The 26,729-nt window shown below is 60.2% G+C and carries 29 protein-coding genes and 1 pseudogene; 22 read left to right on the top strand and 8 right to left on the bottom strand.

Features of this window, described 5'->3' with window-relative positions; genetic code table 11:
• Window positions 1-160: 160 nt before the first annotated feature.
• The 4 genes from PCOSP_RS19510 (at window position 161) to PCOSP_RS19495 (ending at window position 5,056) form a co-directional block, all read left to right on the top strand.
• The gene (locus tag PCOSP_RS19510) at window positions 161-634 is read left to right on the top strand and encodes a MarR family winged helix-turn-helix transcriptional regulator (RefSeq protein ID WP_041022605.1); all 474 of its coding nucleotides are present in this window, start codon (window positions 161-163) and stop codon (window positions 632-634) included.
• Entirely contained in the window at window positions 631-2,100 is a 1,470-nt protein-coding gene (locus tag PCOSP_RS19505; RefSeq protein WP_464709343.1) for an efflux transporter outer membrane subunit, read from the top strand. The genes PCOSP_RS19510 and PCOSP_RS19505 overlap by 4 nt, the downstream gene beginning before the upstream one ends.
• A gap of 15 nt (window positions 2,101-2,115) precedes the next feature.
• Window positions 2,116-3,315, top strand: coding sequence for an HlyD/EmrA/EmrK family protein (locus PCOSP_RS19500; protein WP_139644428.1), 1,200 nt, complete (start codon window positions 2,116-2,118; stop codon window positions 3,313-3,315).
• A 211-nt stretch (window positions 3,316-3,526) separates the two neighbouring features.
• Complete coding sequence (locus PCOSP_RS19495) at window positions 3,527-5,056, top strand: DHA2 family efflux MFS transporter permease subunit (protein WP_139644426.1); 1,530 nt, start codon at window positions 3,527-3,529, stop codon at window positions 5,054-5,056.
• A gap of 141 nt (window positions 5,057-5,197) precedes the next feature.
• On the opposite strand, the gene PCOSP_RS19490 is transcribed toward PCOSP_RS19495, so the two are convergent.
• Together PCOSP_RS19490 and PCOSP_RS19485 are read right to left on the bottom strand one after the other, a co-directional pair.
• Window positions 5,198-5,950 carry a UDP-2,3-diacylglucosamine diphosphatase gene (locus PCOSP_RS19490; protein WP_175362038.1) on the bottom strand — a complete coding sequence of 251 codons (753 nt, stop codon included), beginning with the start codon at window positions 5,948-5,950 and terminating at the stop codon, window positions 5,198-5,200.
• Complete coding sequence (locus tag PCOSP_RS19485) at window positions 5,947-6,450, bottom strand: peptidylprolyl isomerase (protein WP_464709341.1); 504 nt, start codon at window positions 6,448-6,450, stop codon at window positions 5,947-5,949. The genes PCOSP_RS19490 and PCOSP_RS19485 overlap by 4 nt, the downstream gene beginning before the upstream one ends.
• A gap of 249 nt (window positions 6,451-6,699) precedes the next feature.
• On the opposite strand from PCOSP_RS19485, the gene PCOSP_RS19480 reads away from it, so the two are divergent.
• The 3 genes from PCOSP_RS19480 to PCOSP_RS19470 all read left to right on the top strand — a co-directional run bounded on the left by PCOSP_RS19480 (window position 6,700) and on the right by PCOSP_RS19470 (window position 10,510).
• The gene (locus PCOSP_RS19480; protein ID WP_139644424.1) at window positions 6,700-8,397 is read left to right on the top strand and encodes a glutamine--tRNA ligase/YqeY domain fusion protein; all 1,698 of its coding nucleotides are present in this window, start codon (window positions 6,700-6,702) and stop codon (window positions 8,395-8,397) included.
• 21 nt (window positions 8,398-8,418) lie between these two features.
• A complete protein-coding gene (gene cysS / locus PCOSP_RS19475) occupies window positions 8,419-9,801 on the top strand; it encodes a cysteine--tRNA ligase (protein ID WP_175362040.1) in 1,383 nt (460 codons plus the stop codon).
• Between the two features lie 253 nt (window positions 9,802-10,054).
• Window positions 10,055-10,510, top strand: coding sequence for a DUF2214 family protein (locus tag PCOSP_RS19470; protein WP_175362041.1), 456 nt, complete (start codon window positions 10,055-10,057; stop codon window positions 10,508-10,510).
• 197 nt (window positions 10,511-10,707) lie between these two features.
• Here PCOSP_RS19470 and csrA read toward each other — a convergent pair whose 3' ends face one another.
• Window positions 10,708-10,902 carry a carbon storage regulator CsrA gene (gene csrA / locus PCOSP_RS19465; RefSeq protein WP_003179932.1) on the bottom strand — a complete coding sequence of 65 codons (195 nt, stop codon included), beginning with the start codon at window positions 10,900-10,902 and terminating at the stop codon, window positions 10,708-10,710.
• Between the two features lie 248 nt (window positions 10,903-11,150).
• Between csrA and PCOSP_RS19460 the strand changes: the two genes are divergently transcribed.
• Window positions 11,151-11,516 (top strand): SPOR domain-containing protein, encoded by a 366-nt coding sequence (locus PCOSP_RS19460; RefSeq protein WP_464709339.1) that lies wholly within the window; start codon window positions 11,151-11,153, stop codon window positions 11,514-11,516.
• Between the two features lie 133 nt (window positions 11,517-11,649).
• Here PCOSP_RS19460 and PCOSP_RS19455 read toward each other — a convergent pair whose 3' ends face one another.
• The gene (locus tag PCOSP_RS19455) at window positions 11,650-12,339 is read right to left on the bottom strand and encodes an endonuclease (protein WP_047700657.1); all 690 of its coding nucleotides are present in this window, start codon (window positions 12,337-12,339) and stop codon (window positions 11,650-11,652) included.
• Between the two features lie 5 nt (window positions 12,340-12,344).
• Window positions 12,345-12,644: a DUF1654 domain-containing protein gene (locus tag PCOSP_RS19450; protein ID WP_052126365.1), complete on the bottom strand. Its 300-nt coding sequence runs from the start codon at window positions 12,642-12,644 to the stop codon at window positions 12,345-12,347.
• Between the two features lie 288 nt (window positions 12,645-12,932).
• On the opposite strand from PCOSP_RS19450, the gene PCOSP_RS19445 reads away from it, so the two are divergent.
• From PCOSP_RS19445 to PCOSP_RS19415, 7 genes are read left to right on the top strand one after another with little or no spacing between them, the layout of a single operon-like run.
• Window positions 12,933-13,889: a sugar ABC transporter substrate-binding protein gene (locus PCOSP_RS19445; protein WP_041024379.1), complete on the top strand. Its 957-nt coding sequence runs from the start codon at window positions 12,933-12,935 to the stop codon at window positions 13,887-13,889.
• Window positions 13,890-13,945: 56 nt separating this feature from the next.
• Window positions 13,946-15,499, top strand: a complete 1,554-nt coding sequence (locus PCOSP_RS19440; protein ID WP_139644415.1) for a sugar ABC transporter ATP-binding protein — start codon at window positions 13,946-13,948, stop codon at window positions 15,497-15,499.
• Entirely contained in the window at window positions 15,496-16,473 is a 978-nt protein-coding gene (locus PCOSP_RS19435; protein ID WP_041024377.1) for an ABC transporter permease, read from the top strand. The genes PCOSP_RS19440 and PCOSP_RS19435 overlap by 4 nt, the downstream gene beginning before the upstream one ends.
• 3 nt (window positions 16,474-16,476) lie before the next feature.
• Window positions 16,477-17,496, top strand: a complete 1,020-nt coding sequence (locus PCOSP_RS19430; RefSeq protein WP_175362044.1) for a LacI family DNA-binding transcriptional regulator — start codon at window positions 16,477-16,479, stop codon at window positions 17,494-17,496.
• A 23-nt stretch (window positions 17,497-17,519) separates the two neighbouring features.
• Window positions 17,520-18,434 carry a ribokinase gene (gene rbsK, locus PCOSP_RS19425; protein ID WP_464709337.1) on the top strand — a complete coding sequence of 305 codons (915 nt, stop codon included), beginning with the start codon at window positions 17,520-17,522 and terminating at the stop codon, window positions 18,432-18,434.
• Complete coding sequence (gene rbsD / locus PCOSP_RS19420; RefSeq protein ID WP_139644409.1) at window positions 18,431-18,835, top strand: D-ribose pyranase; 405 nt, start codon at window positions 18,431-18,433, stop codon at window positions 18,833-18,835. The genes rbsK and rbsD overlap by 4 nt, the downstream gene beginning before the upstream one ends.
• 22 nt (window positions 18,836-18,857) lie before the next feature.
• The gene (locus tag PCOSP_RS19415) at window positions 18,858-19,886 is read left to right on the top strand and encodes a nucleoside hydrolase (protein WP_139644407.1); all 1,029 of its coding nucleotides are present in this window, start codon (window positions 18,858-18,860) and stop codon (window positions 19,884-19,886) included.
• Between the two features lie 124 nt (window positions 19,887-20,010).
• Here PCOSP_RS19415 and PCOSP_RS19410 read toward each other — a convergent pair whose 3' ends face one another.
• Entirely contained in the window at window positions 20,011-20,208 is a 198-nt protein-coding gene (locus PCOSP_RS19410) for a hypothetical protein (protein WP_139644405.1), read from the bottom strand.
• 129 nt (window positions 20,209-20,337) lie between these two features.
• On the opposite strand from PCOSP_RS19410, the pseudogene PCOSP_RS19405 reads away from it, so the two are divergent.
• Both PCOSP_RS19405 and PCOSP_RS19400 read left to right on the top strand, forming a co-directional pair.
• Window positions 20,338-20,642: pseudogene (locus PCOSP_RS19405) on the top strand (hypothetical protein).
• A 163-nt stretch (window positions 20,643-20,805) separates the two neighbouring features.
• Window positions 20,806-21,117 carry an I78 family peptidase inhibitor gene (locus PCOSP_RS19400; RefSeq protein ID WP_139644401.1) on the top strand — a complete coding sequence of 104 codons (312 nt, stop codon included), beginning with the start codon at window positions 20,806-20,808 and terminating at the stop codon, window positions 21,115-21,117.
• A 68-nt stretch (window positions 21,118-21,185) separates the two neighbouring features.
• Here PCOSP_RS19400 and PCOSP_RS19395 read toward each other — a convergent pair whose 3' ends face one another.
• Both PCOSP_RS19395 and PCOSP_RS19390 read right to left on the bottom strand, forming a co-directional pair.
• A complete protein-coding gene (locus tag PCOSP_RS19395; RefSeq protein WP_003179963.1) occupies window positions 21,186-21,398 on the bottom strand; it encodes a cold-shock protein in 213 nt (70 codons plus the stop codon).
• 290 nt (window positions 21,399-21,688) lie between these two features.
• Entirely contained in the window at window positions 21,689-21,991 is a 303-nt protein-coding gene (locus PCOSP_RS19390; protein ID WP_464709336.1) for a hypothetical protein, read from the bottom strand.
• Between the two features lie 490 nt (window positions 21,992-22,481).
• Here PCOSP_RS19390 and thrS point away from each other — a divergent pair, with 490 nt between their 5' ends.
• The 5 genes from thrS (at window position 22,482) to pheS (ending at window position 26,724) form a co-directional block, all read left to right on the top strand.
• Complete coding sequence (gene thrS / locus PCOSP_RS19385; RefSeq protein ID WP_024779373.1) at window positions 22,482-24,404, top strand: threonine--tRNA ligase; 1,923 nt, start codon at window positions 22,482-22,484, stop codon at window positions 24,402-24,404.
• The gene (infC, locus tag PCOSP_RS19380; protein ID WP_169432615.1) at window positions 24,404-24,955 is read left to right on the top strand and encodes a translation initiation factor IF-3; all 552 of its coding nucleotides are present in this window, start codon (window positions 24,404-24,406) and stop codon (window positions 24,953-24,955) included. The genes thrS and infC overlap by 1 nt, the downstream gene beginning before the upstream one ends.
• Window positions 24,956-25,015: 60 nt before the next feature.
• Entirely contained in the window at window positions 25,016-25,210 is a 195-nt protein-coding gene (rpmI, locus tag PCOSP_RS19375; protein WP_002553160.1) for a 50S ribosomal protein L35, read from the top strand.
• A gap of 31 nt (window positions 25,211-25,241) precedes the next feature.
• Window positions 25,242-25,598, top strand: coding sequence for a 50S ribosomal protein L20 (rplT, locus tag PCOSP_RS19370; RefSeq protein WP_024779372.1), 357 nt, complete (start codon window positions 25,242-25,244; stop codon window positions 25,596-25,598).
• A 109-nt stretch (window positions 25,599-25,707) separates the two neighbouring features.
• The gene (gene pheS / locus PCOSP_RS19365) at window positions 25,708-26,724 is read left to right on the top strand and encodes a phenylalanine--tRNA ligase subunit alpha (protein ID WP_139644397.1); all 1,017 of its coding nucleotides are present in this window, start codon (window positions 25,708-25,710) and stop codon (window positions 26,722-26,724) included.
• The last annotated feature ends 5 nt before the right edge of the window (window positions 26,725-26,729 follow it).

The following is a 26,729-nucleotide window of genomic DNA, read 5'->3' as shown; positions in this document are numbered from 1 at the left end:
CACTGACTGGCACACCGCCATCGCGAGCAGGCTCGCTCACACAGGTTTTTCTGCGTTCGTCGGACTTTTATGTAGCCTGCTAACGATTTGTTTGACATTTGCTGCCTAAGCAGTAATATCTCGACATACATTCACTGCCTAGGCAGCAAACGGTGTCCTGATGAAGCATTTCACTCCAGACGAATTCCACAACTGTCACCTCGGCATGCTGCTCGGACGGGCCGCGCTGCTCAAAGACCGGATCATCGACACGCACATGGAGCCGGTCGGCATTACGGCTGCGCAGTTCAAGGTGCTGATCATCATGGCCCAGCACGGCATCGATACGCCGGCCGAACTGTGCCGTTACCTGTCCCTGGACAGCGGCTCGATGACGCGCATGCTCGATCGCCTGGAGCAGAAGGGTTTCCTGGTTCGCCAGCGTTCGGCCGAGGACCGCAGGCAGGTGCGATTGGTGCTGACCGAAGCCGGCCAGGGGCTCGCCGATCGCCTGCCCTACATCGGTGCCGATGCCATGAATCAACTCGCTGGCGCCATCAGCCGCGAGGAGTTGCAGACCCTCGAACAGATCCTCAAGAAAATACTGCTCGCTGCCGGTGATCCCATCACTGTGTTGCGACTGGGGGACAAATGAAGCGTAAAACCTTGCGTACCCGGTTGAGCCTGGTGCTGCTGGCCATGAGCCTCGCGGGCTGTGCCAGCTACAGTGGCCTGAAGACTGAAGGCGTCAGCCTCGAGGCCCAGAACCTCAAGGCCGGGCAATCCCTCAATGGCGTCAAGCTGTCGCCGGCTTCATGGCCGAAAAGCGACTGGTGGTCCAGCCTGGGCGACCCGCAACTCGACGGTCTGATCCGTGAAGCCCTGCGCGACAGCCCGGACATGCAGATCGCCGGCGCTCGGGTGCATCAGGCCAGTGCCGCTGCCTACGCCGCCAACGCGGCGCGCTTGCCGACCCTGGATGCCAGCGGCAGTGTCAGCCGTTCGCGGCTGGCCCGTGACCAGGACCCGGCGGGGCAGGGCGGTGCGTACAGCACCCTGCGTTCTCTGAGCGTGGATTTCAATTACAACTTCGACCTCTGGGGCGGCCAGCGGGCGGCCTGGGAGGCTGCATTGGGCCAGGCTCGCGCGGCGGAAATTGACCGCCAGGCCGCGCAGTTGACCCTGGCCGCCGACGTGGCCCGGGCCTACAGCGACCTGGGGCAAGCCCACATCATTCATGACCTGGCCGCTGAAGACCTCAAGCGCACCCGGCAAATGCTTGATCTGAGCAAGCGTCGTCTCACTGCCGGGATCGACAGCGAATACCAGTTCCAACAGACCGAGAGCCTGGAAGCCAGCGCGAGTGCGACGCTGATCGACACGGAGAAACGCCTGCAAAGCGCCAAGATCGCCTTGGCAGTGCTGCTGGGCAAGGGCCCGGACCGTGGCAACGAAATCGCTCGGCCCAATGTATTGCAAGCCAGTGCCGTCGCGTTGCCGTCGAACCTGCCGGCCGAGTTGCTGGGGCGTCGCCCGGACCTGGTGGCGGCACGCTGGCGGGTCGAGGCGGCGAGCAAGAGCATCGAAGCCGGCAAGACCAATTTCTACCCCAACCTCAACCTGAGCGCGGCGGCGGGGGTGCAGTCCTTGTTGGGTGACGCGATGTTCGGTTCGGCCAGCCGCTTCTTCAACGTGGCGCCGACGGTGTCGCTGCCGATTTTCGACGGCGGTCGCCTGCGGGCGGACCTGGATGCCCGGGATGCCGACTATGACCTGGCGGTGGCGCAATACAACAAGAGCCTGGTCACGGCCCTTGGGGATGTCAGCGACACCATCAACCAGGTGCGCGACATCGCCCGGCAGATCGGTGCCCAGCAACACGCCACCGATATTGCCCAGAGTTCCTACGACACCGTGGTCCAGCGCTACGGCTCGGGCATCGGCAATTATCTGGACGTGCTGAGCATCGAGCAGCAACTGCTCCAGGCCCAGCGCCAACTGGCGACCCTGAACGCCGAGCAGATCGATTTGTCGATCCAATTGATGCAAGCCCTCGGTGGCGGTTTCGAGACCGACACCCTGGCTTCGGCCACGGCGGTTTCCGCCACGCCGCATAACTGATTCGAGGTATTTGTCATGGCCACCGCAGAAAATACTCAAGCATCCGAAAACCAACAGGACAACAACCCACGCAAGCGCAAGGTGATGCTGCTGGCGCTGGCAGTGATCGTCATTCTCGCCGGCCTGGGTGTCTGGGCCTGGCATGAACTGTACGGCCGCTGGAGCGAAAGCACTGACGATGCCTATGTGAACGGCAACGTGGTGGAAATCACGCCACAGGTCAACGGCACGGTGGTGAGCATCGGTGCCGACGATGGCGACCTGGTGCGCGAAGGCCAGGTGCTGGTGCAGTTCGACCCGAACGACGCCGAAGTCGGCCTGCAAAGCGCCCAGGCCAACCTGGCCCGTACGGTCCGCCAGGTGCGTGGGTTGTACAGCAATGTCGACGGCATGCGTGCGCAGGTCAATGCGCAGGAGGCCGAAGTGCAGAAGGCCCAGGAGAACTACAACCGACGCCGTAACCTGGCGGCCGGCGGGGCGATTTCCCAGGAAGAACTGTCCCACGCCCGGGATGACCTGACCTCGGCGCAGAACGCCCTCGCCAATGCCCGCCAGCAACTCAAGACCACCAGCGCGTTGGTGGATGACACCGTGGTGTCGTCCCATCCCGACGTGCAGGCCGCCGCCGCACAGTTGCGCCAGGCCTACCTGGCCGACGCCCGCAGCACGTTGATTGCGCCGGTCACCGGTTATGTCGCCAAGCGCACCGTACAACTGGGGCAACGGGTGCAGCCGGGCACGGCGCTGATGGCCGTGATTCCACTGGATCAGCTGTGGATCGACGCCAACTTCAAGGAAACCCAGCTGCGTGAGATGCGCATCGGCCAGCCGGTAGAGATCGAAACCGACCTCTACGGCAGTGATGTGAAGTACAGCGGCACCGTCGACAGCCTCGGCGCGGGAACGGGCAGCGCGTTTGCCTTGCTGCCGGCGCAGAACGCCACCGGTAACTGGATCAAGATCGTCCAGCGGGTGCCGGTGCGCATTCATGTCAACGCCCAGGAATTGGCCAAGCATCCGTTGCGGGTCGGGCTGTCCACCGTGGTCAGCGTCAACCTGCGGGATCAGAGCGGTCCGGTCCTGGCCCAGCAACCTCCGCAGAAAGCCTCGTTCAGCACCCAGGTCTATGACCGCCAACTGGCCGATGCCGACGCGATGATCACGCGCCTGATCCACGAAAACAGCGCTGCCGCGAGCAAGACTGCGCAGCGCTAAGGCAGTGTTGCAGCAGAACCTTGTGGCGAGGGGATTTATCCCCGCTGGGTTGCGCAGCAGCCCCAAAGCCCTGCGACTCGGTGTGTCAGGGGTAACGCATTCAATCCAGGGGCTGCTGCGCAGCCCAGCGGGGATAAATCCCCTCGCCACAGGGGGCTGGTCTTACCTGGCTTGCCTCTGCTTTGCCATCTTCGCTTCATAGGATTTCGCAATGAGCAATAACGCGTCTTTCTCGCCGCCCAGCCTGTTGCTCAGCACCATCGGGCTGTCGCTGGCGACGTTCATGCAAGTGCTCGACACCACCATTGCCAACGTCGCCTTGCCGACCATTTCCGGCAACCTGGGTGTCAGCTCGGAGCAGGGTACCTGGGTGATCACTTCGTTCGCGGTGAGCAACGCCATCGCGCTTCCGCTGACCGGCTGGTTGAGCCGTCGGTTTGGCGAGGTGAAGCTGTTTTTATGGGCAACGATGCTGTTCGTGCTTGCGTCGTTCCTGTGCGGCATTTCCACGTCGATGCCGGAGTTGATCGGCTTCCGCGTGCTCCAGGGCCTGGTGGCCGGGCCGCTGTACCCGATGACCCAGACCTTGCTGATTGCGGTGTATCCGCCCGCCAGGCGGGGGATGGCCCTGGCGTTGCTGGCGATGGTCACGGTGGTGGCGCCGATTGCCGGGCCGATCCTGGGCGGCTGGATTACCGACAGTTATAGCTGGCCGTGGATCTTCTTTATCAACGTGCCCATCGGGGTATTCGCGGTGATGGTGGTGCGCCAGCAGCTCAAGGCGCGGCCGGTGGTGACCAGTTATCAGCCGATGGATTACGTCGGGCTGATCACACTGATCATCGGCGTCGGCGCGCTCCAGGTGATTCTCGACAAGGGCAACGACCTGGATTGGTTCGAGTCGAACTTCATCATTATTGGGGCGTTGATTTCGCTGGTTGCCCTGGCGGTGTTCGTGATCTGGGAAATGACTGACCGTCACCCGGTGGTCAATCTCCGCTTGTTTGCCTATCGCAATTTTCGCATCGGCACCATCGTGCTGGTGGGCGGCTATGCCGGGTTCTTCGGCATCAACCTGATCCTGCCACAATGGTTACAGACGCAGATGGGCTATACCGCCACCTGGGCCGGGCTGGCCGTGGCGCCCATCGGCATCCTGCCGGTGTTGATGTCACCCTTCGTCGGCAAGTACGCCCATAAATTCGACCTGCGCCTGCTGGCCGGCTTGGCATTCCTGGCCATCGGCCTGAGCTGTTTCATGCGCGCCGGGTTTACCAACGAAGTGGACTTCCAGCACATCGCCCTGGTGCAGCTGTTCATGGGGATCGGGGTGGCACTGTTCTTCATGCCGACCTTGAGCATCCTGATGTCCGACCTGCCGCCGCACCAGATTGCCGACGGCGCGGGGTTGGCCACGTTCCTGCGGACCCTGGGGGGCAGCTTTGCCGCGTCCCTGACCACCTGGATCTGGATCCGCCGGGCGGACCAGCACCATGCGTACCTGAGCGAGAGCATCAGCACCTTCGACCCGGCCACCCGCGAGGCGCTCAACCAGCTCGGCGGCGCGAGCCCGCCGGCCTATGCGCAGCTCGATCACATTCTGACCAGCCAGGCGTACATGCTCTCCACCGTGGATTACTTCACGCTGCTGGGCTGGGCGTTCATGGGCTTGATCGTGCTGGTGTGGCTGGCGAAGCCGCCATTTGCGGCGAAGGCGGGGCCGGCGGCCAGCGGGCACTGACCGGGACCTGAAACACAATCCGCTGTGGGAGCAAAGCTTGCTCGCGACAGCGGTGTGTCAGTCAACATCCATGCTGGCGGCGATAGTCATCGCGAGCAAGCTTTGCTCCCACAGGTCGCTCCCACAAGGGGGCTGTGTCTGTCAGTCGGTGGGGGCTGCCAGCAATGGTGGTGGGGCAAACCCAAACGGTGCCAGCGCAAACCCCTGTTCATCCACCTGTAACGCCCAACCCTGCTTGTCCCAATCCCCCAACACGATGCGCCGGGCGGCGTGTTCGCCGAGTTGCAACTTATGGATAGCGGGGCGGTGGGTGTGGCCGTGGATCAGGGTCTTCACGCCATAGTGCTGCATGATCCGCGGAATTTCCTCGGGGGTGACGTCGACGATGTCGTTGGCTTTCATCCGCACCTGGGTCGTGCTTTCGCTGCGCAGCTTGCGCGCCAGCTTCTGGCGACTGCCCAGTGGCAGGTGGCGCAGGATGAACAGCGTGACCGGGTTGCGCAGCCAGCGCCGCAGCTTCATGTAGCCTTCGTCGCGGGTGCAGAGGCTGTCGCCATGCATCAGCAGCACCGGTTCGCCATTGAATTGCACAACGCTCGGGTCCTTGATCAGGGTGCAGCCAGCCGCCTTGCAGAAGGCTTGCCCCAGCATGAAGTCGCGATTGCCATGCATCAGGAAAATGGCCGTGCCGCTGTCGCTGAGTTCGCGCAGGGCCTGGCAGATGGAACGCTGGAACGGCGTCATGGCATCGTCACCGATCCACGCTTCGAAGAAGTCGCCGAGAATGTACAACGCCTGCGCCGAGCGGGCGCGGGTGGCGAGTAAATCCAGAAACGCCCGGGTGATATCCGGGCGCTCCTCTTCCAGATGCAAATCTGAAATCAGTAGGATCACTCAATGATCTCGGCTTTCTCGATGATCACGTCATCCTTTGGAACGTCCTGGTGGCCGGCCTTGGAGGTGGTGGCAACGCCTTCGATCCTGTCGACCACGTCCTGGCCTTCGATCACTTCACCGAATACCGCATAGCCCCAGCCCTGAGCGGTCTTGGCAGTGTGGTTGAGGAAGCTGTTGTCGCTGGCATTGATGAAGAACTGGGCCGATGCCGAATGCGGATCCATGGTGCGCGCCATGGCGATGGAGTATTTCTTGTTCGGCAGGCCGTTGTCGGCTTCGTTCTGGATGCTCGGGCTCTTGTCCTTCTTTTCCTGCATGCCAGGCTCGAAACCACCGCCCTGGATCATGAAACCCTTGATCACGCGGTGGAACACGACGTTCTCGTAGTGACCCTTCTTGACGTATTCAATGAAGTTGGCAACGGTCTTTGGCGCCTTCTCGGCGTTCAGTTCCAGGACGATGTCGCCGTGGTTGGTGGTCAGTTTGACTTTGCTCATGATGACTACTCTTTCTAGGAATTCGTGGGTTTCGGGGCCCGGAAGCCCGCAACCGGTCTGGCTGCAATCGGCCAGGTTGGGCAGTTTAGCGTGCCAGGCACGAAATTCGAGGCGGTTTTTCACCCGGCGGCCGATTAAATTCAATCGTTTGCCGGCCTGGCCTGTCAGCGGCTTGACAGCATCGGCTATGATACGGGCTTTGATTTATCAGGCCGCACCCGGCCGCGCACTTGTAAGTTCAAGGATCCTATGAGCAAGCCCACTGTCGACCCTACCTCGAATTCGAAGACCGGCCCGGCCGTACCGGTCAATTTCCTGCGCCCGATCATCCAGGCGGACCTGGATTCGGGTAAGCACACACAGATCGTCACCCGTTTCCCGCCGGAGCCCAACGGCTACCTGCACATCGGCCACGCCAAGTCGATCTGCGTGAACTTCGGCCTGGCCGAGGAGTTCGGTGGCGTCACGCACCTGCGTTTCGACGACACCAACCCGGCCAAGGAAGACCAGGAATACATCGACGCGATCGAAAGCGACGTCAAGTGGCTGGGTTTCCAATGGTCCGGTGAAGTGCGCTATGCCTCGCAGTATTTCGACCAGCTGCACGACTGGGCGGTCGAGCTGATCAAGGCCGGTAAGGCCTATGTCTGCGACCTGACGCCGGAGCAGGCCAGGGAATACCGTGGCAGCCTGACCGAGCCGGGCCGGAACAGCCCGTTCCGTGATCGCAGCGTGGAGGAGAACCTGGACCTGTTCGCCCGCATGCGCGCCGGCGAGTTCCCGGACGGCGCGCGGGTGCTGCGGGCCAAGATCGACATGGCCTCGCCGAACATGAACCTGCGCGACCCGATCATGTACCGCATCCGTCACGCCCATCACCACCAGACCGGTGACAAGTGGTGCATCTACCCGAACTATGACTTCACCCACGGTCAGTCGGACGCCATCGAGGGCATCACCCACTCGATCTGCACCCTGGAGTTCGAAAGCCATCGTCCGCTGTACGAGTGGTTCCTCGAGCACCTGCCGGTGCCGGCCAACCCGCGCCAGTACGAATTCAGCCGTCTGAACCTGAACTACACCATCACCAGCAAGCGCAAGCTCAAGCAACTGGTGGATGAAAAGCACGTCAACGGCTGGGACGACCCGCGCATGTCGACGCTGTCGGGCTTCCGTCGTCGTGGCTATACGCCGAAATCGATCCGCAACTTCTGCGAGATGGTCGGCACCAACCGTTCCGACGGCGTGGTGGACTTCGGCATGCTGGAATTCAGCATCCGCGAGGACCTGGACCAGAGCGCTCCGCGTGCCATGTGCGTGCTGCGTCCGCTGAAGGTCGTCATCACCAATTACCCGGAAGGCCAGGTCGAGAACCTCGAGCTGCCTCGCCACCCGAAAGAAGACATGGGCGTGCGCGTCCTGCCGTTCGCCCGGGAAATCTACATCGACCGTGAAGACTTCATGGAAGAGCCGCCAAAAGGCTACAAGCGCCTGGAGCCGGCCGGTGAAGTGCGTTTGCGCGGCAGCTACGTGATCCGTGCCGACGAAGCCATCAAGGACGCCGACGGCAATATCGTCGAGCTGCGTTGCTCGTACGATCCCGACACCCTGGGCAAGAACCCGGAGGGTCGCAAGGTCAAGGGCGTGATCCACTGGGTGCCGGCCGCCGCCAGCGTCGAGTGCGAAGTGCGCCTGTACGATCGCCTGTTCCGCTCGCCGAACCCGGAAAAGGCCGAAGACAGCGCCAGCTTCCTGGACAACATCAACCCTGACTCCCTGCAAGTGCTTACTGGTTGTCGTGCCGAACCCTCGCTGGGCAACGCACTGCCGGAGGACCGTTTCCAGTTCGAGCGCGAAGGCTACTTCTGCGCGGATATCAAGGACTCGAAACCAGGTAGCCCGGTATTCAACCGTACCGTGACCTTGCGCGATTCCTGGGGTCAGTGATCAAGTCTTAAGGGAAACCCTGTGCTTACGATCTACAACACGCTCACCAAGAGCAAAGAAGTCTTCAAGCCGCTGGATGGCAACAAGGTGCGCATGTACGTGTGCGGCATGACCGTGTACGACTTCTGCCACCTGGGCCACGGCCGCAGCATGGTCGCCTTCGACCTGGTGACCCGCTGGCTGCGTTTCAGTGGGTATGACCTGACGTATGTACGCAACATCACCGACATCGACGACAAGATCATCAACCGTGCCAACGAGAACGGCGAGTCGTTCGAGGCGTTGACCGAGCGCATGATCGCGGCGATGCACGAGGATGAGGCGCGCCTCAATATCCTCAAGCCGGACATGGAGCCGCGGGCCACCGATCATATCCCTGGCATGCATGCGATGATCCAGACCCTGATCGACAAGGGTTATGCCTACGCGCCGGGCAATGGCGACGTGTACTACCGCGTCGGCAAGTTCATGGGCTACGGCAAGCTGTCGCGCAAGAAGATCGAAGACCTGCGCATCGGCGCGCGGATCGAAGTCGGCGAGTCGAAACAGGACCCGCTGGATTTCGTACTGTGGAAAGCTGCCAAGCCGGGTGAGCCGAGCTGGGATTCGCCGTGGGGCAAGGGCCGTCCGGGCTGGCACATCGAATGCTCGGTGATGTCCACCTGCTGCCTGGGCGAGACCTTCGATATTCATGGCGGCGGCAGCGACCTGGAGTTCCCGCACCACGAAAACGAGATCGCCCAGAGCGAAGCAGCCACCGGCAAGACCTACGCCAACGCGTGGATGCATTGCGGCATGATCCGGATCAACGGCGAGAAGATGTCCAAGTCCTTGAACAACTTCTTCACCATCCGCGACGTGCTCGACAAGTACCACCCCGAGGTCGTGCGTTACCTGCTGGTGTCGAGTCACTACCGCAGCGCCATCAACTACTCGGAAGACAACCTCAAGGACGCCAAGGGCGCCCTGGAGCGTTTCTACCATGCGTTGAAAGGCCTGCCGAACGTGCCGGCCGCCGGTGGCGAGGCATTCGTGGCGCGGTTTACCGAGGTGATGAACGACGACTTCGGTACGCCGGAAGCGTGCGCGGTGCTGTTCGAGATGGTGCGCGAGATCAACCGCTTGCGTGAGAGCGATCTCAATGCAGCGGCGGGCCTGGCGGCACGCTTGAAGGAACTGGCCAGCGTGCTGGGTGTGTTGCAGCTCGAGGCAGACGACTTCCTCCAGGCCGGTGCCGAAGGCCGTGTGGACGCTGCCGAGGTCGAGGCATTGATCCAGGCGCGCCTGAACGCGCGGGCCAACAAGGACTGGGCCGAATCCGACCGCATCCGCGACCAGCTCACCGCCATGGGCGTAGTGCTGGAAGACGGGAAGGGCGGGACAACCTGGCGCTTGGCTGACTAAGGCCTTCATGTGGGAGCGAGCAGGCTCGCTCCCACATTGTTCCGGGTGAACCCGGCACCCATGTACATCCCCGATCTCTGTGGGAGCGAGCCTGCTCGCGATAGCGTCAGATCAATCAACACCTTCGTTGAGTGCTGAACCGCTATCTCGAGCAAGCTCGCTCCCACAATTTTTTGTGTCCAACCTACCGATCTTTCTTTTATGAGCTAGTACTGTCAGGTCGATTCGACGTTCTCTCTGACGGGTACCTTCCATGTTGGCTCATTGGTCTCTCGCGGCAATTCATCTCCTGGCGTTCGCCCTCGGCTTGTGGGCAGTGCTCACGCGCGGTACGGCGCTGCGACGCTTGGCCGGTGGTGCGGATGCGGTTCGAAACGTATTGATGGCGGATACCGTGTGGGGCCTGTCGGCCCTGGTCCTGCTGGTGACCGGCGGGATGCGCGCTTTCGGCGGCTATGAGAAAGGCACGGACTATTACCTGCATCAACCCTTGTTTCACCTGAAGATGACCTTGCTCCTGTTGATCCTGCTGCTCGAACTCGTGCCGATGATCACCTTGATCAAATGGCGGGTGGCGCTGGGCAAAGGGGCGACGGTCGATGCTTCAAGAGCCGGTCGGTTGGCCCGGATCAGTCACATCGAAGCCTTGCTGATGGTATTGATGGTGGTCGCCGCCACTGGCATGGCCCGGGGCGTGAGCATGAGCTGACTGGCACGAACACCCGCTTCATCACCATTAAAACGAAACGTCCGACAGCCATGCTACGAGTCATGGCATTAATATCGGTGTCACGGGGTGGACGCAGAAGCAGGGGCGGGGTGACGCGGAGGGAGGCACGGACGGCCCGAATCTTTAGCCAGCCAATGCGATGATGCAAACGGGCTGGCTACGGACTGCTGCAAGGCTCAGGGAGTTTGCGGCTTGTCGGGGGCAGTGAGGCCCGCCTGAATGCGCTGATAGATCTCTTCGCGATGCACGGCGACGTTTTTCGGGGCATTGATGCCGATACGGACCTGTTGGCCGCTAACGCCCAGAATGGTGATCGTGATGTCGTCACCAATGTTTATGCTTTCACCGACTTTGCGGGTGAGTATCAGCATGGTGTTCTCCTTGATTACTTTATTAGGGCACCTGATTCAGACAGTGCAGATGTCGGTACTGCTTATAGATTAGTGCTAAGTGGCACAATGTGGGTGCCTCTTTCTGACGTGCAGATGCAGCATTAATTCCCAGGGTGCGACTATACAGAGAGACCGGGCAGGATTCTCGTGTTTTGCGTACTGTTTGCGGGGTTCTTGGTGGATGTGAGTGCTAAAATCTTTCCCTCATGTCTTCCAGAGGAAACGTTGTGCGCAAATTGGCTTGGGTTATCGCGGTGTTGATGCTGGCGGGATGCGGTGAGGGGCGTGAGGTCGAAGCACCGAAGCCGAAGCCATCCGCGTCCTCCGCACCGGCAGTCGCTGCTGCGCCGCAATGGGGGGTCGAGGTTCGGGGCGAGACGCCGCAGGCTATCAGCGACCTGACCGGATGGCTGATCGAGCACAGCTTCATGTCGAGCGTGGTCAGGGAAAATGGCAAGGAGCGGGTCCTGGTCGGACCGTTCAGCTCCAAGGCCGAGGCCGAGGCCAAGCAGGAGCAGGTCACTGCCGCCCTGGTTCGGGCCAAGAAGCGCAACATCGAGACGCAGGTGGTGGATTTCCCGGCGGCTCAATGATCGGATAGAACAAACCTGTGGGAGCGAGCCTGCTCGCGATAGCGGTGAATCAGTCGATGCTGAAGTGACTGACATACCGCTATCGCGAGCAGGATCGCTCCCACAGTTGCTTTGTGCTGTTCACAAATACAGGTCAGCCGCAGGCTTTCAGGTCCACCGGGCCCACGAACTCGTTACCACGCCCCATGACGCAGGCCACGCTCTGGTTGCGTTGGCGTTCCCAGCTTTCCACCGGGTAGGTCTTGTCCCAGGCTTCGTACAGGCGCCGGTCCTGTTTCGACAGTTGCAGGCCATATTGCTTGCTCATGTAGAAATACGTTCGGGCGATCATTCCTCGTATGGACGGCCGTGGCATGACTTTCTTCGCCTTGAAATCCACCTGGGTCAGGCATGAGCCGTATTGGCCCTTTTGCACCGGCAGCCAGCCGAAGCTGAAGTTGTTCCGATCACCGTTCACTTCCCCGATGCTGGGCACCAGGTTGTGAAGATCGGCTTCGGCCCGTTGATAGACCGGGTCGTAGCGGGTGCAGTTCTTGCGCCCGCCTTGTTGCCAGCACTGACGCTGATGACCGATCTGCCACGCCGGAACGATATGTTCCCATTCGATACGGGCGGCGCGACTGGCGTTCTTGCGCGGTACATAACCGCAAGCCGCCAGGTTGACGCGATTGCCGGTGTACTTGCAGCCGCAATAGAACTCGGTGGATTGCGGGGCGTAGAGTTTCCAGGCGACTTTCTTGGCTTCGTTGAAGGTACGAGGGGCCCCGGCCTGGGCGCCTGTGGCGATGAGCACAAGCAGTAAAGCAACACAGCGGACTTTCATCGGACTCAATCTTCCTTCGGCACAACCCAGAAAACCTGCACACCACCATCGTCGCGATAGGCGAGGGTCACGTTGTCGTTCTCGTCGATTTCTTCCAGCAGGCGCTCCCATTCCTCCATGGGTTCGTCGGGAAGGCGAAAGATCAGGGCTGCCTTGGCTTTTTGTGCGGTGGGGGCGTTGATGATTTTCGAGACCCGCAGGCCGAGTTTTGTATAGGAGTCTAAGGGGGTAGTTGCAGCGGAGGGCGTGGCCACAGGATTATCCTTATTAAGCTGTACGTGCATACAGTATTTAACCGTAGGCATTTACGCAACTGCTTAAAATTCAAGAAAATCGTCTGACAGCGCTTTTGACGTTTTGGTGTGGGAAAAAATGATTATTTATCGCTAAGACTGAAAAGCTGACAGCGGTAACTTCAGGTACGCTGTCCAGCGCTATGGGTTCGAAGCGGTGGCGTGATCACTAGACCCTGTGAACGCAACCGCAACGTTGACAAATCCCCAAAGCCTTACCATAGTTCACTTCACGCAAACGTTTGCGCGGCGTTCCGTGCACTGATTTGCTCACAATAATCATAAGATCGGAGTGAACCCATGAAGTTGCCATTCGCTGGACGCCTTCTCGCTGTCGCCATGCTCGCGGCCGCATCCACTGCGTTGCCGTTCTCCTCGGCATTCGCCCAGACCGCTGAAAAACCCAAGGTCGCCCTGGTCATGAAATCCCTGGCCAACGAATTCTTCCTGACCATGGAAGACGGCGCCAAGGCCTATCAGAAGGAACACTCCGCCGATTTCGACCTGATCTCCAACGGGATCAAGGATGAAACCGACACCGCCAACCAGATCCGCATCGTCGAGCAGATGATCGTGTCCAAGGTCGACGCCCTCATCATCGCGCCCGCCGATTCCAAGGCCATGGTGCCGGTGATCAAGAAAGCCGTCGACGCCGGTATCACGGTGATCAACATCGACAACCAACTCGACCCCGCCGTGGTCAAGAGCAAGAACATCAACGTGCCGTTCGTAGGCCCCGACAACCGCAAGGGTGCGCGCCTGGTCGGTGAATACCTCGCCAAGCAGCTCAAGGCCGGTGACGAGGTCGGCATCATCGAAGGTGTGTCCACCACCACCAACGCTCAGGCGCGGACCGCAGGCTTCAAGGATGCAATGGAGGCGGCGCAGGTCAAGGTCGTTTCCCTGCAATCGGGCGACTGGGAAATCAACAAGGGCAACCAGGTGGCCGCGTCGATGCTCAGCGAATACCCGAACATCAAGGCGTTGCTGGCCGGTAACGACAGCATGGCGGTGGGCGCGGTCTCCGCGGTGCGTGCCGCCGGCAAGGCAGGCAAGGTGCAGGTGGTCGGTTACGATAACATCAACGCCATCAAACCCATGCTCAAGGATGGTCGTGTCCTGGCGACCGCCGACCAGTTTGCCGCCAAGCAGGCGGTCTTCGGTATCGAGACGGCCCTTAAGATCCTCAAGGGCGAGAAAGTCGACAGCGGCGCCAACGGTGTGATCGAAACGCCGGTCGAGCTGGTTACGAAGTAATCGTCCTGGCGATGTAGTGGTGCTCGCCCATTCGGGCGAGCACATGGAGAGTCTTTATGTCCGTTTCCGACCCGAACGCTGTCCTGACTGTCAGTGGCATCGGTAAAACCTATGCCCAGCCAGTACTGACCGACATCGACCTGACGTTGATGCGTGGTGAGGTATTGGCACTGACCGGTGAAAATGGCGCCGGTAAAAGTACCCTGTCCAAGATCATCGGTGGGTTGGTGACACCGACTACCGGGCAGATGCAATTCCAGGGACAGGATTATCGCCCCGGCAGCCGTACCCAGGCCGAAGAGCTGGGCGTGCGGATGGTCATGCAGGAACTCAACCTGCTGCCGACCCTGTCCGTGGCTGAGAACCTGTTCCTCGACAACCTGCCCAGTCGTGCCGGCTGGATCAGCCGCAAGCAGTTGCGCAAGGCCGCGATGACAGCCATGGCGCAGGTAGGGCTCGATGCAATCGATCCCGACACCCTGGTCGGCGAGCTGGGCATCGGTCACCAGCAGATGGTCGAGATCGCCCGCAACCTGATTGGCGATTGCCATGTGCTGATTCTCGACGAGCCGACCGCCATGCTGACGGCGCGTGAGGTCGAGATGTTGTTCGAACAGATCACTCGCTTGCAGGCCCGGGGCGTTTCGATCATTTATATTTCCCATCGCCTCGAAGAGCTGGCACGGGTCGCCCAGCGCATTGCGGTGCTGCGCGACGGTAACCTGGTCTGCGTCGAGCCGATGGCCAATTACAACAGCGAGCAGTTGGTGACGCTGATGGTCGGTCGGGAGCTGGGCGAGCACATCGACCTGGGTCCGCGGCAGATCGGCGCGCCGGCACTGACCGTCAAGGGCCTGAGTCGCTCCGACAAGGTCCGCGATGTGTCCTTCGAAGTCCGCAGTGGCGAGATATTCGGCATCTCCGGCCTGATCGGGGCAGGGCGTACCGAACTGCTGCGGCTGATCTTCGGCGCCGATGCGGCCGACAGCGGGACCGTGGCGTTGGGTTCACCCGCCACCGTCGCCAATATACGCTCGCCGGCCGATGCGGTGGCCCATGGCATTGCCTTGATCACCGAGGATCGCAAGGGCGAGGGCTTGTTGTTGACCCAATCCATTGCCGCCAACATCGCCTTGGGTAACATGCCGGAGATTTCCAGTGCCGGTATCGTCAACGGCAGCGACGAACTGTCCCTGGCCCGGCGGCAGATCGATGCCATGCGCATCCGCAGTTCCAGCCCGACACAGCTGGTGTCTGAATTGTCGGGTGGCAATCAGCAAAAGGTGGTGATCGGTCGCTGGCTCGAACGCGATTGTTCGGTGCTGTTGTTCGACGAGCCCACCCGTGGTATCGACGTCGGCGCGAAATTCGACATCTATGCGTTGCTTGGCGAATTGACCCGCCAGGGCAAGGCGCTGGTCGTGGTGTCCAGCGATCTGCGGGAGCTGATGCTGATCTGTGACCGGATCGGCGTGCTGTCCGCCGGACGCCTGATCGACACCTTCGAGCGCGACAGCTGGACCCAGGATGACTTGCTTGCCGCCGCATTCGCCGGCTACCAGAAACGTGACGCGTTGCTCAACGAAGCGGCGCCTAGGGAATTTTCATGAAAACCGCATCTGCCGTCAGCAAGCCGAGTGGCAACTTCTATGGCCTCGGCACCTACCTGGGCCTGGCCGGCGCGCTGCTGGCCATGGTCGCGCTGTTCTCGGTCCTGAGCAGCCACTTCCTTTCCTATGACACGTTCAGCACCCTGGCGAACCAGATTCCCGACCTCATGGTGCTGGCGGTCGGCATGACGTTCATCCTGATCATCGGCGGCATCGACCTGTCGGTGGGCTCGGTGCTGGCGCTGGCGGCCTCGACGGTCAGCGTCGCCGTGCTCGGTTGGGGCTGGAGCGTCTGGCCCTCGGCCTTGCTGGGCATGGCCGTGGCGGCGCTGGCGGGGACTGTCACCGGTTCGATTACCGTGGCCTGGCGGATTCCATCGTTCATCGTCTCCCTGGGCGTGCTGGAGATGGCCCGCGGCCTCGCGTACCAGATGACCGGGTCCCGGACGGCTTATATCGGCGACTCCTTCGCCTGGTTGTCCAACCCGATTGCGTTCGGTATTTCACCGTCCTTCATCATTGCCTTGCTGGTGATCTTCATTGCCCAGGCCGTTCTGACCCGTACGGTGTTCGGTCGCTACCTGATCGGCATCGGCACCAACGAAGAAGCGGTGCGCCTGGCCGGTATCAATCCGAAGCCTTACAAGATCCTGGTATTCAGCCTGATGGGCTTGCTGGCCGGTGTGGCGGCGCTGTTCCAGATTTCCCGTCTGGAGGCAGCGGACCCGAATGCGGGTTCCGGGCTCGAGCTGCAGGTCATTGCCGCCGTGGTGATCGGTGGTACCAGTCTGATGGGCGGGCGCGGTTCGGTCATCAGTACCTTCTTTGGCGTGTTGATCATCTCCGTGCTGGCGGCGGGCCTGGCGCAGATCGGCGCGACCGAGCCGACCAAGCGCATCATTACCGGTGCGGTGATCGTGGTCGCGGTGGTGCTGGACACCTACCGCAGCCAACGCGCCAGTCGGCGGTCCTGAGCCATGGCGACGATCAAGGATGTAGCGGCGCTCGCGGGGATTTCCTATACGACGGTGTCCCATGTCGTGAACAAGACCCGGCCGGTCAGCGAAGAGGTGCGGCTCAAGGTCGAGGCGGCGATCAAGCGCCTCGACTATGTTCCCAGCGCGGTAGCCCGTTCCCTCAAGGCCAAGACCACGGCGACCATTGGCCTGCTGGTGCCCAACAGCCTCAACCCTTACTTTGCCGAACTGGCCCGGGGGATCGAGGATTACTGCGAGCGCAACGGTTATTGCGTGATCCTGTGCAACTCCGACGACAACCCGGACAAGCAGCGCAGTTACCTGCGGGTGCTGCTGGAAAAACGCATTGATGGCCTGATCGTCGCTTCCGCCGGTGGCGACGCCGGCCTGGCTCAGGGACTGGCCGGCGTGCGCACGCCCATGGTCATCGTCGACCGTGGGCTGGACGGCGTCGATGCGGACCTGGTGCGCATCGATCACGAATATGGCGCGTACCTGGCGACCCGGCACCTGCTGGAGTTGGGGCACCACGATATCGCCTTTATCGGCGGGCCGGCGGACACCAGCGTGGCGCAGATGCGCCTGGCCGGTTACTGCCGTGCGCTGAAAGAGGCGGGGATCGAACTGCCCGTCGAGCGTATGCTCGAAAGCGATTTCACCAGCACGGGCGGTTACCGCGCCGCAGCCGAGTTGCTTGAACGCCAGCCACCCAGCGCGATTTTTGCGGCCAACGACATGATTGGCATCGGTGTACTGCGAGCCGCCGCCGAGCGCAATGTGCGGGTGCCCAGCGAACTGTCGGTCATCGGTTTCGACGATATCCAGATGAGCCGCTATGTCTATCCGGCGCTGACCACGGTGGGGCAATCGATCCTGCAACTTGGCGAAATGGCGGCGGAAGTGTTGTTGCGGCGGATCGCCGCGCCCGGGCTTGCCACTGATCAACGGATCGTGACGCCCAGCATTGTCTTGCGAGAGTCGACTGCGCCGCTGTCCGGCGCATTCGCCCAGTACCGCTGAACCGAATGGATGAGTAGTGACGTATGTCTGCAAAAGTAGTGGTAATTGGCAGCCTGAACATGGACCTGGTGACGCGCGCGCCGCGTCTGCCCCGGGGCGGTGAAACGCTGATCGGCGAGTCGTTCTCCACCATTGCGGGGGGCAAGGGCGCCAACCAGGCGGTGGCTGCCGCGCGCCTCGGCGCGCAAGTGTCCATGGTCGGGTGCGTGGGCAGTGATGCCTATGGCCAGGAGTTGCGAGGCGCGCTGCTGGCCGAGGGCATCGATTGCCAGGCGGTCAGCGTCGTGGAGGGGGCCAGCGGCGTGGCGTTGATCGTGGTCGATGACAACAGCCAGAATGCGATTGTCATCGTCGCCGGTGCCAATGGTGCCCTCACGCCTGAGGTCCTGGACGGTTTCGACCAGGCGCTGCGAGACGCCGATGTCATCATCTGCCAGCTCGAAGTGCCCGACGCCACGGTCGGCCATGCACTCAAGCGCGGCCGCGAGCTGGGCAAGATCGTCATTCTCAACCCGGCACCGGCTTCCCGTGCGCTTCCAGCCGACTGGTACGCGTGTGTCGACTACCTGATTCCCAATGAAAGCGAAGCGGCCATGCTGAGCGGGCTGGCGGTGGACTCCCTGGAAACCGCCGAAGCGGCCGCGGCGCAGTTGATCGCCGCCGGCGCCGGCAAGGTGGTCGTGACGCTGGGCGCCCAAGGGCTGATGTTCGCCAACGGCTCTAGCTTCGAACACTTCCCGGCGCCGCGAGTCAAGGCTGTGGACACCACGGCGGCGGGGGATACCTTTGTCGGTGGCTTCGCGGCGGCCCTGGCCAATGGAAAAACCGAAGTCGAGGCGATTCGTTTCGGTCAGGTCGCCGCGGCGCTGTCGGTCACCCGTGTCGGGGCCCAGCCCTCCATCCCCACATTGCTGGAAGTACAGGCTTTCCAATCATGAAAAAGACACCCTTGTTGAATGTGGCCCTCTCACGACTGATCGCCTCCCTCGGTCATGGCGATAAGGTGGTCATTGGTGATGCCGGGCTGCCGGTCCCTCCCGGGGTCGAGTTGATCGACCTGGCCCTGACCCACGGCATTCCCGATTTCGTCAGTACCCTGAAAGTGGTGCTCAGCGAAATGCAGGTGGAAAGCCATGTGTTGGCGACTGAAATCTTCGATAAGCAACCCTCGGCCCTGTCGACGCTGGAATCGTTGCAGGCCGAAGGTGCAATGGGGGCACGGGAGTTGGTCAGTCATGAGCAATTCAAGGTCCTCAGCCGACAAGCTCGGGCGATTGTTCGCACAGGAGAATGCTCTCCGTACTGCAACGTTGTACTGATTGCTGGAGTCACCTTCTAAAACCCCGCACAAGGAGTGCACCATGCACCGCTATGCTCAGAAAATGCATCAACTGTTCCGGAGTCTGCTGCTGTTGTCACTGATCACCGCTACGAGCGCCCAGGCGGCGGAAAAAATCGATCTGATCATCGACACCGATCCCGGGGCCGACGACGTGGTCGCCTTGTTGTTCGCCCTGGCATCCCCCGAAGAATTGCAGATCCGTGCGCTGACCACCGTTGCGGGCAACGTGCGCCTGGACAAGACCTCGCGCAACGCTCGCCTGGCCCGGGAATGGGCTGGGCGCGAAGACGTGCCGGTATACGCCGGAGCGCCGAAGCCGATGATGCGCACCCCGATCTACGCGGAAAACATCCATGGCAAGGAAGGCCTGTCGGGTGTCACCGTCCATGAGCCGAAAAAAGGGTTGGCCAAGGGCAACGCCGTCAACTACCTGATCGACACCCTCAAGACGGCCAAACCCCACAGCATCACCATTGCCATGCTCGGTCCGCAGACCAACCTGGCCCTGGCGCTGATCCAGGAGCCGGACATCGTCCAGGGCATCAAGGAAGTGGTGGTCATGGGTGGCGCGCACTTCAATGGCGGCAACATCACGCCGGTGGCCGAATTCAATCTGTTCGCCGACCCGCAGGCCGCCGAGGTGGTCGCCAAAAGCGGTGTGAAGCTGACCTACCTGCCGCTGGACGTGACCCACAAGATCCTCACCAGCGAAGCTCGCCTCAAGCAGATCGCGGCCGTGAACAACAATGCCAGCAAGCTGGTGGGCGATATCCTCAACGAATACGTCAAGGGCGATATGGAGCACTACGGCATGTCGGGCGGGCCGGTGCATGACGCGACGGTGATTGCCTACCTGCTCAAGCCGCAGCTGTTCACCGGTCGCTCGGTCAATGTCGTGGTGGACAGCCGCGAGGGACCGACCTTCGGGCAGACCATCGTGGACTGGTACGACGGCCTGAAGGCGCCCAAGAATGCATTCTGGGTGGAAAACGGCGATGCCCAGGGCTTCTTTGACCTGTTGACCGAGCGTCTGGCTCGTCTCAAGTAATCCGCCTCAAGCACAAGACCCGTGGGAGCGAGCTGCTCGCGATAGGATTTTCAGTCGACAATAATGTTGGCTGGTCCGCCGCCATCGCGAGCAAGCTCGGCTCCCACCGGTTCCTGGTGTCGCCTCACTTCACGGCATCGATGGCGCTCGGGTAGCGTTCGAATGCTTGCTGGATGAAGTTCCGGGCCACCTCCGTGCCCAATTCCTTCACCAACAGCTCTATACCAATGATTGCCAGTTCCTCGGGGCTGCCAGGGCTATAGGAGCTGTGGCCCTCCGACCATTTGGCATTGATGGTGGCTTCGATGCTGATGATGCTCATGGCAGGACTCGCGGGTTGGGAGGTCTGTAGGTTGAGTTAACCACTTTTGCCCAGGGTTTGGCACTGCGACTTAGGCATCGGGTAAGGGCTGTGCGACACTTGTTTCTTTAATTGTTCAAGGAGTTCGCCGTGCAGATCGATTTGAACGCGCCTGACGGGCTGACCCTCGACGCCGTTCGCCAGTTGCTGGCATCGGCCAGCGACGACGAACACACGCAATTGCGCGTGACCAAGGGCGGTATCGCCTATCTGTCTTCGGGTGTGGTGGGGGGACCGACATCGATGGCTTGCTGTTTCGGCTCGAAACGTGGGCAAAGGGCTCGGGATATGTCGGACGGGTCGCTGCCAGTGACGAGGTCTGGGTCATGCAGATCTACAATGCCCTGAAAGACAATTGGCCGAATCCACCTTTCGACTACATTGACGTTTATTGAGCGTCGAACATATTCAGTCACGATTCATGTCTGACCAGAGGTGTCGGCTCAGGCAAACTGCCGGTTTTCCAGGTGGGAGCGCTAGAGCGGCCCTTCCGTTGAAACCAAGCTTCGTTTGGGTTGTCGCACGCTCTCTGTTTATTGATCAAAGAAAGGAGGCTTCATGCCTTGGAAGCTCGCGTCATTGGGTATTTTGCTGGCCGCCGGGTTCTTGCACGGTTGCAGCAGCGCTGAATCGTCCCCTGATCCGGTTGCCGCCGAGACCCATTACGACCGCTGCGAAGCAAAGGCCGCCGAATTTGCCATCGGCAAACAGGCCTCGCCGCAATTGCTGGAACAGGCCCGCACCCGGTCCGGCGCGCAGATTGCCCGGATCCTCAAGCCCAACGACATGGTGACGCTTGAGTACCGCTCCGATCGCCTGAATCTCAATACCGATGCCAACCTGGTGGTCAATCGGGTGAACTGCGGCTGAGCCGCCGTTTTCAACCGCCCATAAAAAACCCCGTCACATGGACGGGGTTTTTTTAGCGCGCCGAGAAATTACTCTGGGCGAACTTGTGCAGCTTGCATACCCTTTTGGCCTTTCTCAGCCACGAAGGAAACGGTTTGGCCTTCTTTCAGGCTTTTGAAACCGTCGCTTTCGATAGCTTTGAAGTGTACGAACAGGTCGTCACCGCCACCTTGAGGAGTGATGAAGCCGAAGCCTTTTTCATCGTTGAACCATTTAACGGTGCCGGTTTGGCGATTAGACATGGTGTATCTCCAAGAAACATATATTTTCAGTAGTGCTGTGCTGCTCAGGCCAACTGGGCACACCTGGGTATCATAGTCGAAATGTTCGATTTGGGAGCCCCCCGGACGTGCTGTTTGCCGAACAGTCGTCTTTTCTTTACTGCCTTGACCCGCTGAAAGCCCCGGTTTTAAAGGCTTTCAGCCAAGTGTAAAGGCGATAAAAAAAGCTGTAAAACCTGCAAAATTCGTCTGAAAAAAGGCAAATTCGGAGTTTTTCATGGGCTCAAGGCGGTCTTCAAAGGCCTGTTTGCTCATTTTTTCTTCGAGGGATCAGCCTTGCATTTGGCGATCTGTCCGAGTGCCTTCTGCTGCAATTCCACGGGCGCCTTGTTGTCCATCAGGGCCTGGATGTCGGCGACCGGATAGGATTTGATCGCATCGGCGCCACAGGCGCAGTGGGACTTGGCTGCTGCCGCGCCGATCTGAGGTGTGGCCGCCTGAGTGCACTGGGCCATGTATTTCTCACGCTCGCCCTTTGGCCAATCGGCGTGGGCGGTCAGCGGGAGTAGCAGGGCGAAGGGGGCGACTGCTGCCAATAACGTGTTCAGACGCATGCTGGGATGCTCCTTTTGGGTCGATGTCTTGTTATCAGAGGTATTGCGGGGCGTTTCAGTTCAGCACTCTGGCATAAAAACCAGGGGTTTACGCTTGGTGCGAGCAGGGCCTGTGGGAGCAAAGCTTGCTCGCGATGCTCGCGATAGTAGGGCGGGCCTGAAACATTGTGGTCGGCTGTTATACCTGATCGCGAGCAAGCTTTGCTCCCACAGGCTGCAATTCGAGCACGGCGATGACCGTTCATCTGTGCTAGCATGCCGGGCTCGGGTATTTTCAGGCACCGGATGACGACAGGTCCCGGCAGCGGCAAATGTTCGAATAACCCTGATTTGAATCCCAGTCACTCTGGTTCGGTTTCCCGGTTGGCCGTAAGGCTCCTGCCGCTGTAAGGCAGGCGTTCATGATTGAATGGCCTGGACTGGATCTTGTACTGGCTCATCCCAACCCACGTGACCTTTGGTAGGGGTCACCACTAGGAGAGGAGGCGCCATGCCAACTATTACTCTTCCCGACGGCAGTCAACGTTCATTCGATCATCCGGTATCCGTAGCCGAGGTCGCCGCATCCATCGGTGCTGGCCTGGCCAAGGCCACCCTGGCCGGCAAGGTCAACGGCAAACTGGTCGATGCCAGTGATGTCATCGACAGCGACGCCACGCTGCAAATCATCACCCCCAAGGATGAAGAGGGACTGGAGATCATTCGTCACTCTTGCGCGCACCTGGTCGGCCATGCGGTCAAGCAGTTGTACCCGAGCGCGAAGATGGTCATCGGGCCGGTCATCGACGAAGGCTTCTATTACGACATCGCCTTCGAGCGTCCTTTTACCCCGGACGACATGGCCGCTATCGAACAGCGCATGCAGCAGCTGATCGAGAAAGATTACGACGTCATCAAGAAAGTCACCCCGCGCGCCGAAGTCATTGAAGTCTTCAAGGCCCGTGGCGAGGACTACAAGCTGCGTCTGGTGGAAGACATGCCGGACGAGCAGGCCATGGGCCTGTACTACCACGAAGAATACGTCGACATGTGCCGCGGTCCGCACGTGCCGAACACCCGTTTCCTGAAGTCCTTCAAGCTGACCAAGCTGTCCGGTGCCTACTGGCGTGGCGACGCGAAGAACGAGCAGTTGCAGCGCGTCTACGGCACTGCCTGGGCTGACAAGAAGCAATTGGCGGCCTACATCCAGCGCATCGAGGAAGCCGAGAAGCGCGATCACCGCAAGATCGGCAAGCGCCTGGGCCTGTTCCATACCCAGGAAGAGTCCCCGGGCATGGTGTTCTGGCACCCTAACGGCTGGACGATGTACCAGGTGCTCGAGCAGTACATGCGTCAGGTCCAGCGTGAAAACGGCTACCTGGAGATCAAGACGCCGCAAGTGGTGGACCGCAGCCTGTGGGAGAAATCCGGGCACTGGGCCAACTACGCGGACAACATGTTCACCACCCAGTCGGAAAACCGCGACTACGCCATCAAGCCGATGAACTGCCCATGCCACGTGCAGGTGTTCAACCAGGGCCTGAAAAGCTACCGCGAGCTGCCAATGCGTCTGGCCGAGTTCGGTGCGTGCCACCGTAACGAACCGTCGGGTGCGTTGCACGGCATCATGCGCGTGCGTGCATTTACCCAGGACGATGCGCACATCTTCTGCACCGAAGAGCAGATGCAGGCTGAATCCGCTGCGTTCATCAAGCTGACCATGGACGTCTACCGCGACTTCGGCTTCACCGAAGTCGAGATGAAGCTGTCCACTCGTCCGGAAAAACGCGTGGGCTCCGACGAGCTGTGGGATCGCGCCGAAGCCGCATTGGCGGCCGCCCTCGATAGCGCGGGCCTTGCATACGACCTGCAACCGGGGGAAGGGGCTTTCTACGGTCCGAAGATCGAATTCTCCCTGAAAGATTGTCTAGGTCGCGTCTGGCAATGTGGTACCTTGCAGCTCGATTTCAACCTGCCGATCCGTCTGGGCGCCGAATACGTGTCCGAAGACAACAGTCGCAAGCACCCGGTCATGCTTCACCGTGCGATCCTCGGTTCCTTCGAGCGTTTCGTCGGGATCCTGATCGAGCATTACGAGGGCGCGTTCCCTGCGTGGCTGGCGCCGACCCAGGCAGTGATCATGAATATCACTGATAAACAGGCAGATTTTGCCGCTGAGGTCGAAAAAACTCTCAACCAAAGCGGATTTCGTGCCAAGTCTGACTTGAGAAATGAAAAGATCGGCTTTAAAATCCGCGAGCATACTTTGCTCAAGGTTCCCTTTCTCTTGGTTATTGGAGATCGGGAGGTCGAGATGCAGACTGTCGCTGTGCGTACTCGTGAAGGTGCTGACCTGGGCTCGATGCCCGTCGCCGAATTCGCCGAGTTCCTCGCGCAAGCGGTTTCCCGGCGTGGTCGCCCAGATTCGGAGTAATTATTATTAAGCGTGAAATGAGACAAGATAAACGAGCTGCACCGAAGGCCCCGATCAACGAGAATATCTCGGCACGCGAGGTTCGGTTAATTGGCGCTGACGGCGAGCAGATTGGCATCGTCTCGATTGATGAAGCGCTTCGTATTGCTGAAGAAGCCAAGCTTGATCTGGTGGAAATTTCCGCAGACGCAGTCCCACCCGTTTGCCGGGTGATGGACTACGGCAAGTCGATCTTCGAGAAGAAGAAACAGATTGCTGCGGCGAAGAAAAACCAGAAGCAGATTCAGGTAAAAGAAATCAAGTTTCGTCCAGGGACGGAGGAAGGGGATTACCAGGTAAAACTGCGCAACCTGGTACGTTTCCTGAGTGACGGGGACAGGGCCAAGGTATCCTTGCGATTCCGCGGCCGTGAGATGGCCCACCAGGAGCTGGGGATGGAACTCCTCAAGCGGGTTGAACAAGACCTGCTCGAGTACGGTTCGGTCGAACAGCATCCTAAGATGGAAGGACGCCAGCTGATCATGGTCATCGCCCCGAAAAAGAAGAAGTAATCACCAGGGCACGGCAGGCCTTGCGATTATGTTTATCAACTGAATGCGGAGTATCCGAACATGCCAAAGATGAAAACCAAAAGTGGTGCTGCTAAGCGGTTTCTGAAAACTGCTAACGGCATCAAGCACAAGCACGCTTTCAAGAGCCACATCCTGACCAAAATGTCGACCAAGCGTAAGCGTCAACTGCGCGGTAGCAGCTTGCTGCATCCGTCTGACGTGGCAAAAGTCGAGCGCATGCTGCGCCTTCGTTAATTTTTGGATCAAGATATAGAGGAAGTAACTCATGGCTCGTGTAAAGCGTGGCGTCATTGCCCGTAAGCGTCACAAGAAAATTATGAAACTTGCTAAAGGCTACTACGGTGCGCGTTCCCGCGTATTCCGTGTTGCCAAGCAAGCCGTAATCAAGGCAGGCCAATACGCCTACCGTGACCGTCGTCAGAAAAAACGTCAGTTCCGCGCTCTGTGGATCGCTCGTATCAATGCTGGTGCTCGTACCAACGGTCTGTCCTACAGCCGTTTGATCGCTGGCCTGAAAAAGGCGTCCATCGAGATCGACCGTAAGGTTCTGGCTGATCTGGCAGTGAACGAAAAAGCGGCGTTTGCTGCGATTGTCGAGAAAGCTAAAGCCACCTTGGCTTAAGTACCCCCGGCAGTCACCGGGGTCCACCTCTGTGGGCCCAGGTGTTAAACGTCATAAATAGGGGAAGAGCCTTAAAGCTCTTCCCCTATTTTGTATCTGGAGTCTGTACATGGAAAACCTGGATGCGCTGGTCTCTCAAGCACTAGAGGCTGTGCAAAGCGCTGAAGATATCAATGCCCTGGAGCAAATCCGGGTTCACTACCTTGGCAAGAAGGGCGAGTTGACTCAGGTGATGAAGACCCTGGGGAACCTGCCGGCCGAAGAGCGTCCGCAGGTCGGTGCGCTGATCAACGTCGCCAAGGAACGTGTCACAGAAGTCCTCAATGCGCGCAAGGCGTTGTTCGAGGAGGCGGATCTGGCTGCCAAGCTCGCCGCCGAGTCTATCGACGTGACCCTGCCTGGCCGTGGCCAGACCTCCGGTGGCCTGCACCCGGTGACCCGGACCCTGGAACGCGTCGAGCAGTTCTTCACCCGGATCGGCTATGGCATTGCCGAGGGCCCTGAGGTCGAAGACGACTACCACAACTTCGAAGCGCTCAACATCCCAGGCCATCACCCGGCCCGGTCGATGCACGATACCTTCTATTTCAACGCGAACATGCTGTTGCGCACCCATACCTCGCCGGTACAGGTCCGCACCATGGAATCGAAAAAGCCGCCGATCCGCATCGTCTGCCCAGGCCGTGTGTACCGTAGCGACTCGGATATCACCCACTCGCCGATGTTCCACCAGGTCGAAGGCCTGCTGGTCGATCGCGACATCAATTTCGCCGACCTCAAAGGCACCATCGAAGAGTTCCTGCGGGTGTTCTTCGAGAAAGAGCTGGCCGTGCGTTTCCGCCCTTCGTACTTCCCATTCACCGAGCCATCGGCTGAAGTCGACATGGAATGCGTGATGTGCAGCGGCAAGGGCTGCCGGGTCTGCAAGCAGACTGGCTGGCTGGAAGTCATGGGCTGCGGCATGGTTCACCCGAACGTGCTGCGTATGTCCGGGATCGATCCGGAAGAGTTCTCGGGGTTTGCTTTCGGCATGGGCGTCGAGCGTCTGGCCATGCTGCGTTACGGTGTGAATGACTTGCGCCTGTTCTTCGACAACGACTTGCGGTTCCTTGCGCAATTTCGCTAGGTCGC

This window comes from Pseudomonas sp. MAFF 730105, from assembly GCF_055380705.1.
This window is presented reverse-complemented; position numbering and strand designations above follow the sequence as displayed.

Coding starts and splice junctions, on each gene's coding strand:
- pheS (WP_139644397.1), top strand. CDS start 25,708: ATGGAAAACCTGGATGCGCTGGTCTCTCAAGCACTAGAGGCTGTGCAA.
- PCOSP_RS19390 (WP_464709336.1), bottom strand. CDS start 21,991: ATGCGTCTGAACACGTTATTGGCAGCAGTCGCCCCCTTCGCCCTGCTA.
- PCOSP_RS19485 (WP_464709341.1), bottom strand. CDS start 6,450: ATGAGCAAAGTCAAACTGACCACCAACCACGGCGACATCGTCCTGGAA.
- PCOSP_RS19435 (WP_041024377.1), top strand. CDS start 15,496: ATGAAAACCGCATCTGCCGTCAGCAAGCCGAGTGGCAACTTCTATGGC.
- PCOSP_RS19495 (WP_139644426.1), top strand. CDS start 3,527: ATGAGCAATAACGCGTCTTTCTCGCCGCCCAGCCTGTTGCTCAGCACC.
- PCOSP_RS19440 (WP_139644415.1), top strand. CDS start 13,946: ATGTCCGTTTCCGACCCGAACGCTGTCCTGACTGTCAGTGGCATCGGT.
- PCOSP_RS19445 (WP_041024379.1), top strand. CDS start 12,933: ATGAAGTTGCCATTCGCTGGACGCCTTCTCGCTGTCGCCATGCTCGCG.
- rpmI (WP_002553160.1), top strand. CDS start 25,016: ATGCCAAAGATGAAAACCAAAAGTGGTGCTGCTAAGCGGTTTCTGAAA.
- PCOSP_RS19510 (WP_041022605.1), top strand. CDS start 161: ATGAAGCATTTCACTCCAGACGAATTCCACAACTGTCACCTCGGCATG.
- PCOSP_RS19410 (WP_139644405.1), bottom strand. CDS start 20,208: ATGAGCATCATCAGCATCGAAGCCACCATCAATGCCAAATGGTCGGAG.
- thrS (WP_024779373.1), top strand. CDS start 22,482: ATGCCAACTATTACTCTTCCCGACGGCAGTCAACGTTCATTCGATCAT.
- PCOSP_RS19505 (WP_464709343.1), top strand. CDS start 631: ATGAAGCGTAAAACCTTGCGTACCCGGTTGAGCCTGGTGCTGCTGGCC.
- csrA (WP_003179932.1), bottom strand. CDS start 10,902: ATGCTGATACTCACCCGCAAAGTCGGTGAAAGCATAAACATTGGTGAC.
- PCOSP_RS19455 (WP_047700657.1), bottom strand. CDS start 12,339: ATGAAAGTCCGCTGTGTTGCTTTACTGCTTGTGCTCATCGCCACAGGC.
- PCOSP_RS19480 (WP_139644424.1), top strand. CDS start 6,700: ATGAGCAAGCCCACTGTCGACCCTACCTCGAATTCGAAGACCGGCCCG.
- rbsK (WP_464709337.1), top strand. CDS start 17,520: ATGTCTGCAAAAGTAGTGGTAATTGGCAGCCTGAACATGGACCTGGTG.
- PCOSP_RS19430 (WP_175362044.1), top strand. CDS start 16,477: ATGGCGACGATCAAGGATGTAGCGGCGCTCGCGGGGATTTCCTATACG.
- PCOSP_RS19500 (WP_139644428.1), top strand. CDS start 2,116: ATGGCCACCGCAGAAAATACTCAAGCATCCGAAAACCAACAGGACAAC.
- PCOSP_RS19395 (WP_003179963.1), bottom strand. CDS start 21,398: ATGTCTAATCGCCAAACCGGCACCGTTAAATGGTTCAACGATGAAAAA.
- PCOSP_RS19470 (WP_175362041.1), top strand. CDS start 10,055: ATGTTGGCTCATTGGTCTCTCGCGGCAATTCATCTCCTGGCGTTCGCC.
- rplT (WP_024779372.1), top strand. CDS start 25,242: ATGGCTCGTGTAAAGCGTGGCGTCATTGCCCGTAAGCGTCACAAGAAA.
- PCOSP_RS19450 (WP_052126365.1), bottom strand. CDS start 12,644: ATGCCTACGGTTAAATACTGTATGCACGTACAGCTTAATAAGGATAAT.
- PCOSP_RS19415 (WP_139644407.1), top strand. CDS start 18,858: ATGCACCGCTATGCTCAGAAAATGCATCAACTGTTCCGGAGTCTGCTG.
- rbsD (WP_139644409.1), top strand. CDS start 18,431: ATGAAAAAGACACCCTTGTTGAATGTGGCCCTCTCACGACTGATCGCC.
- PCOSP_RS19400 (WP_139644401.1), top strand. CDS start 20,806: ATGCCTTGGAAGCTCGCGTCATTGGGTATTTTGCTGGCCGCCGGGTTC.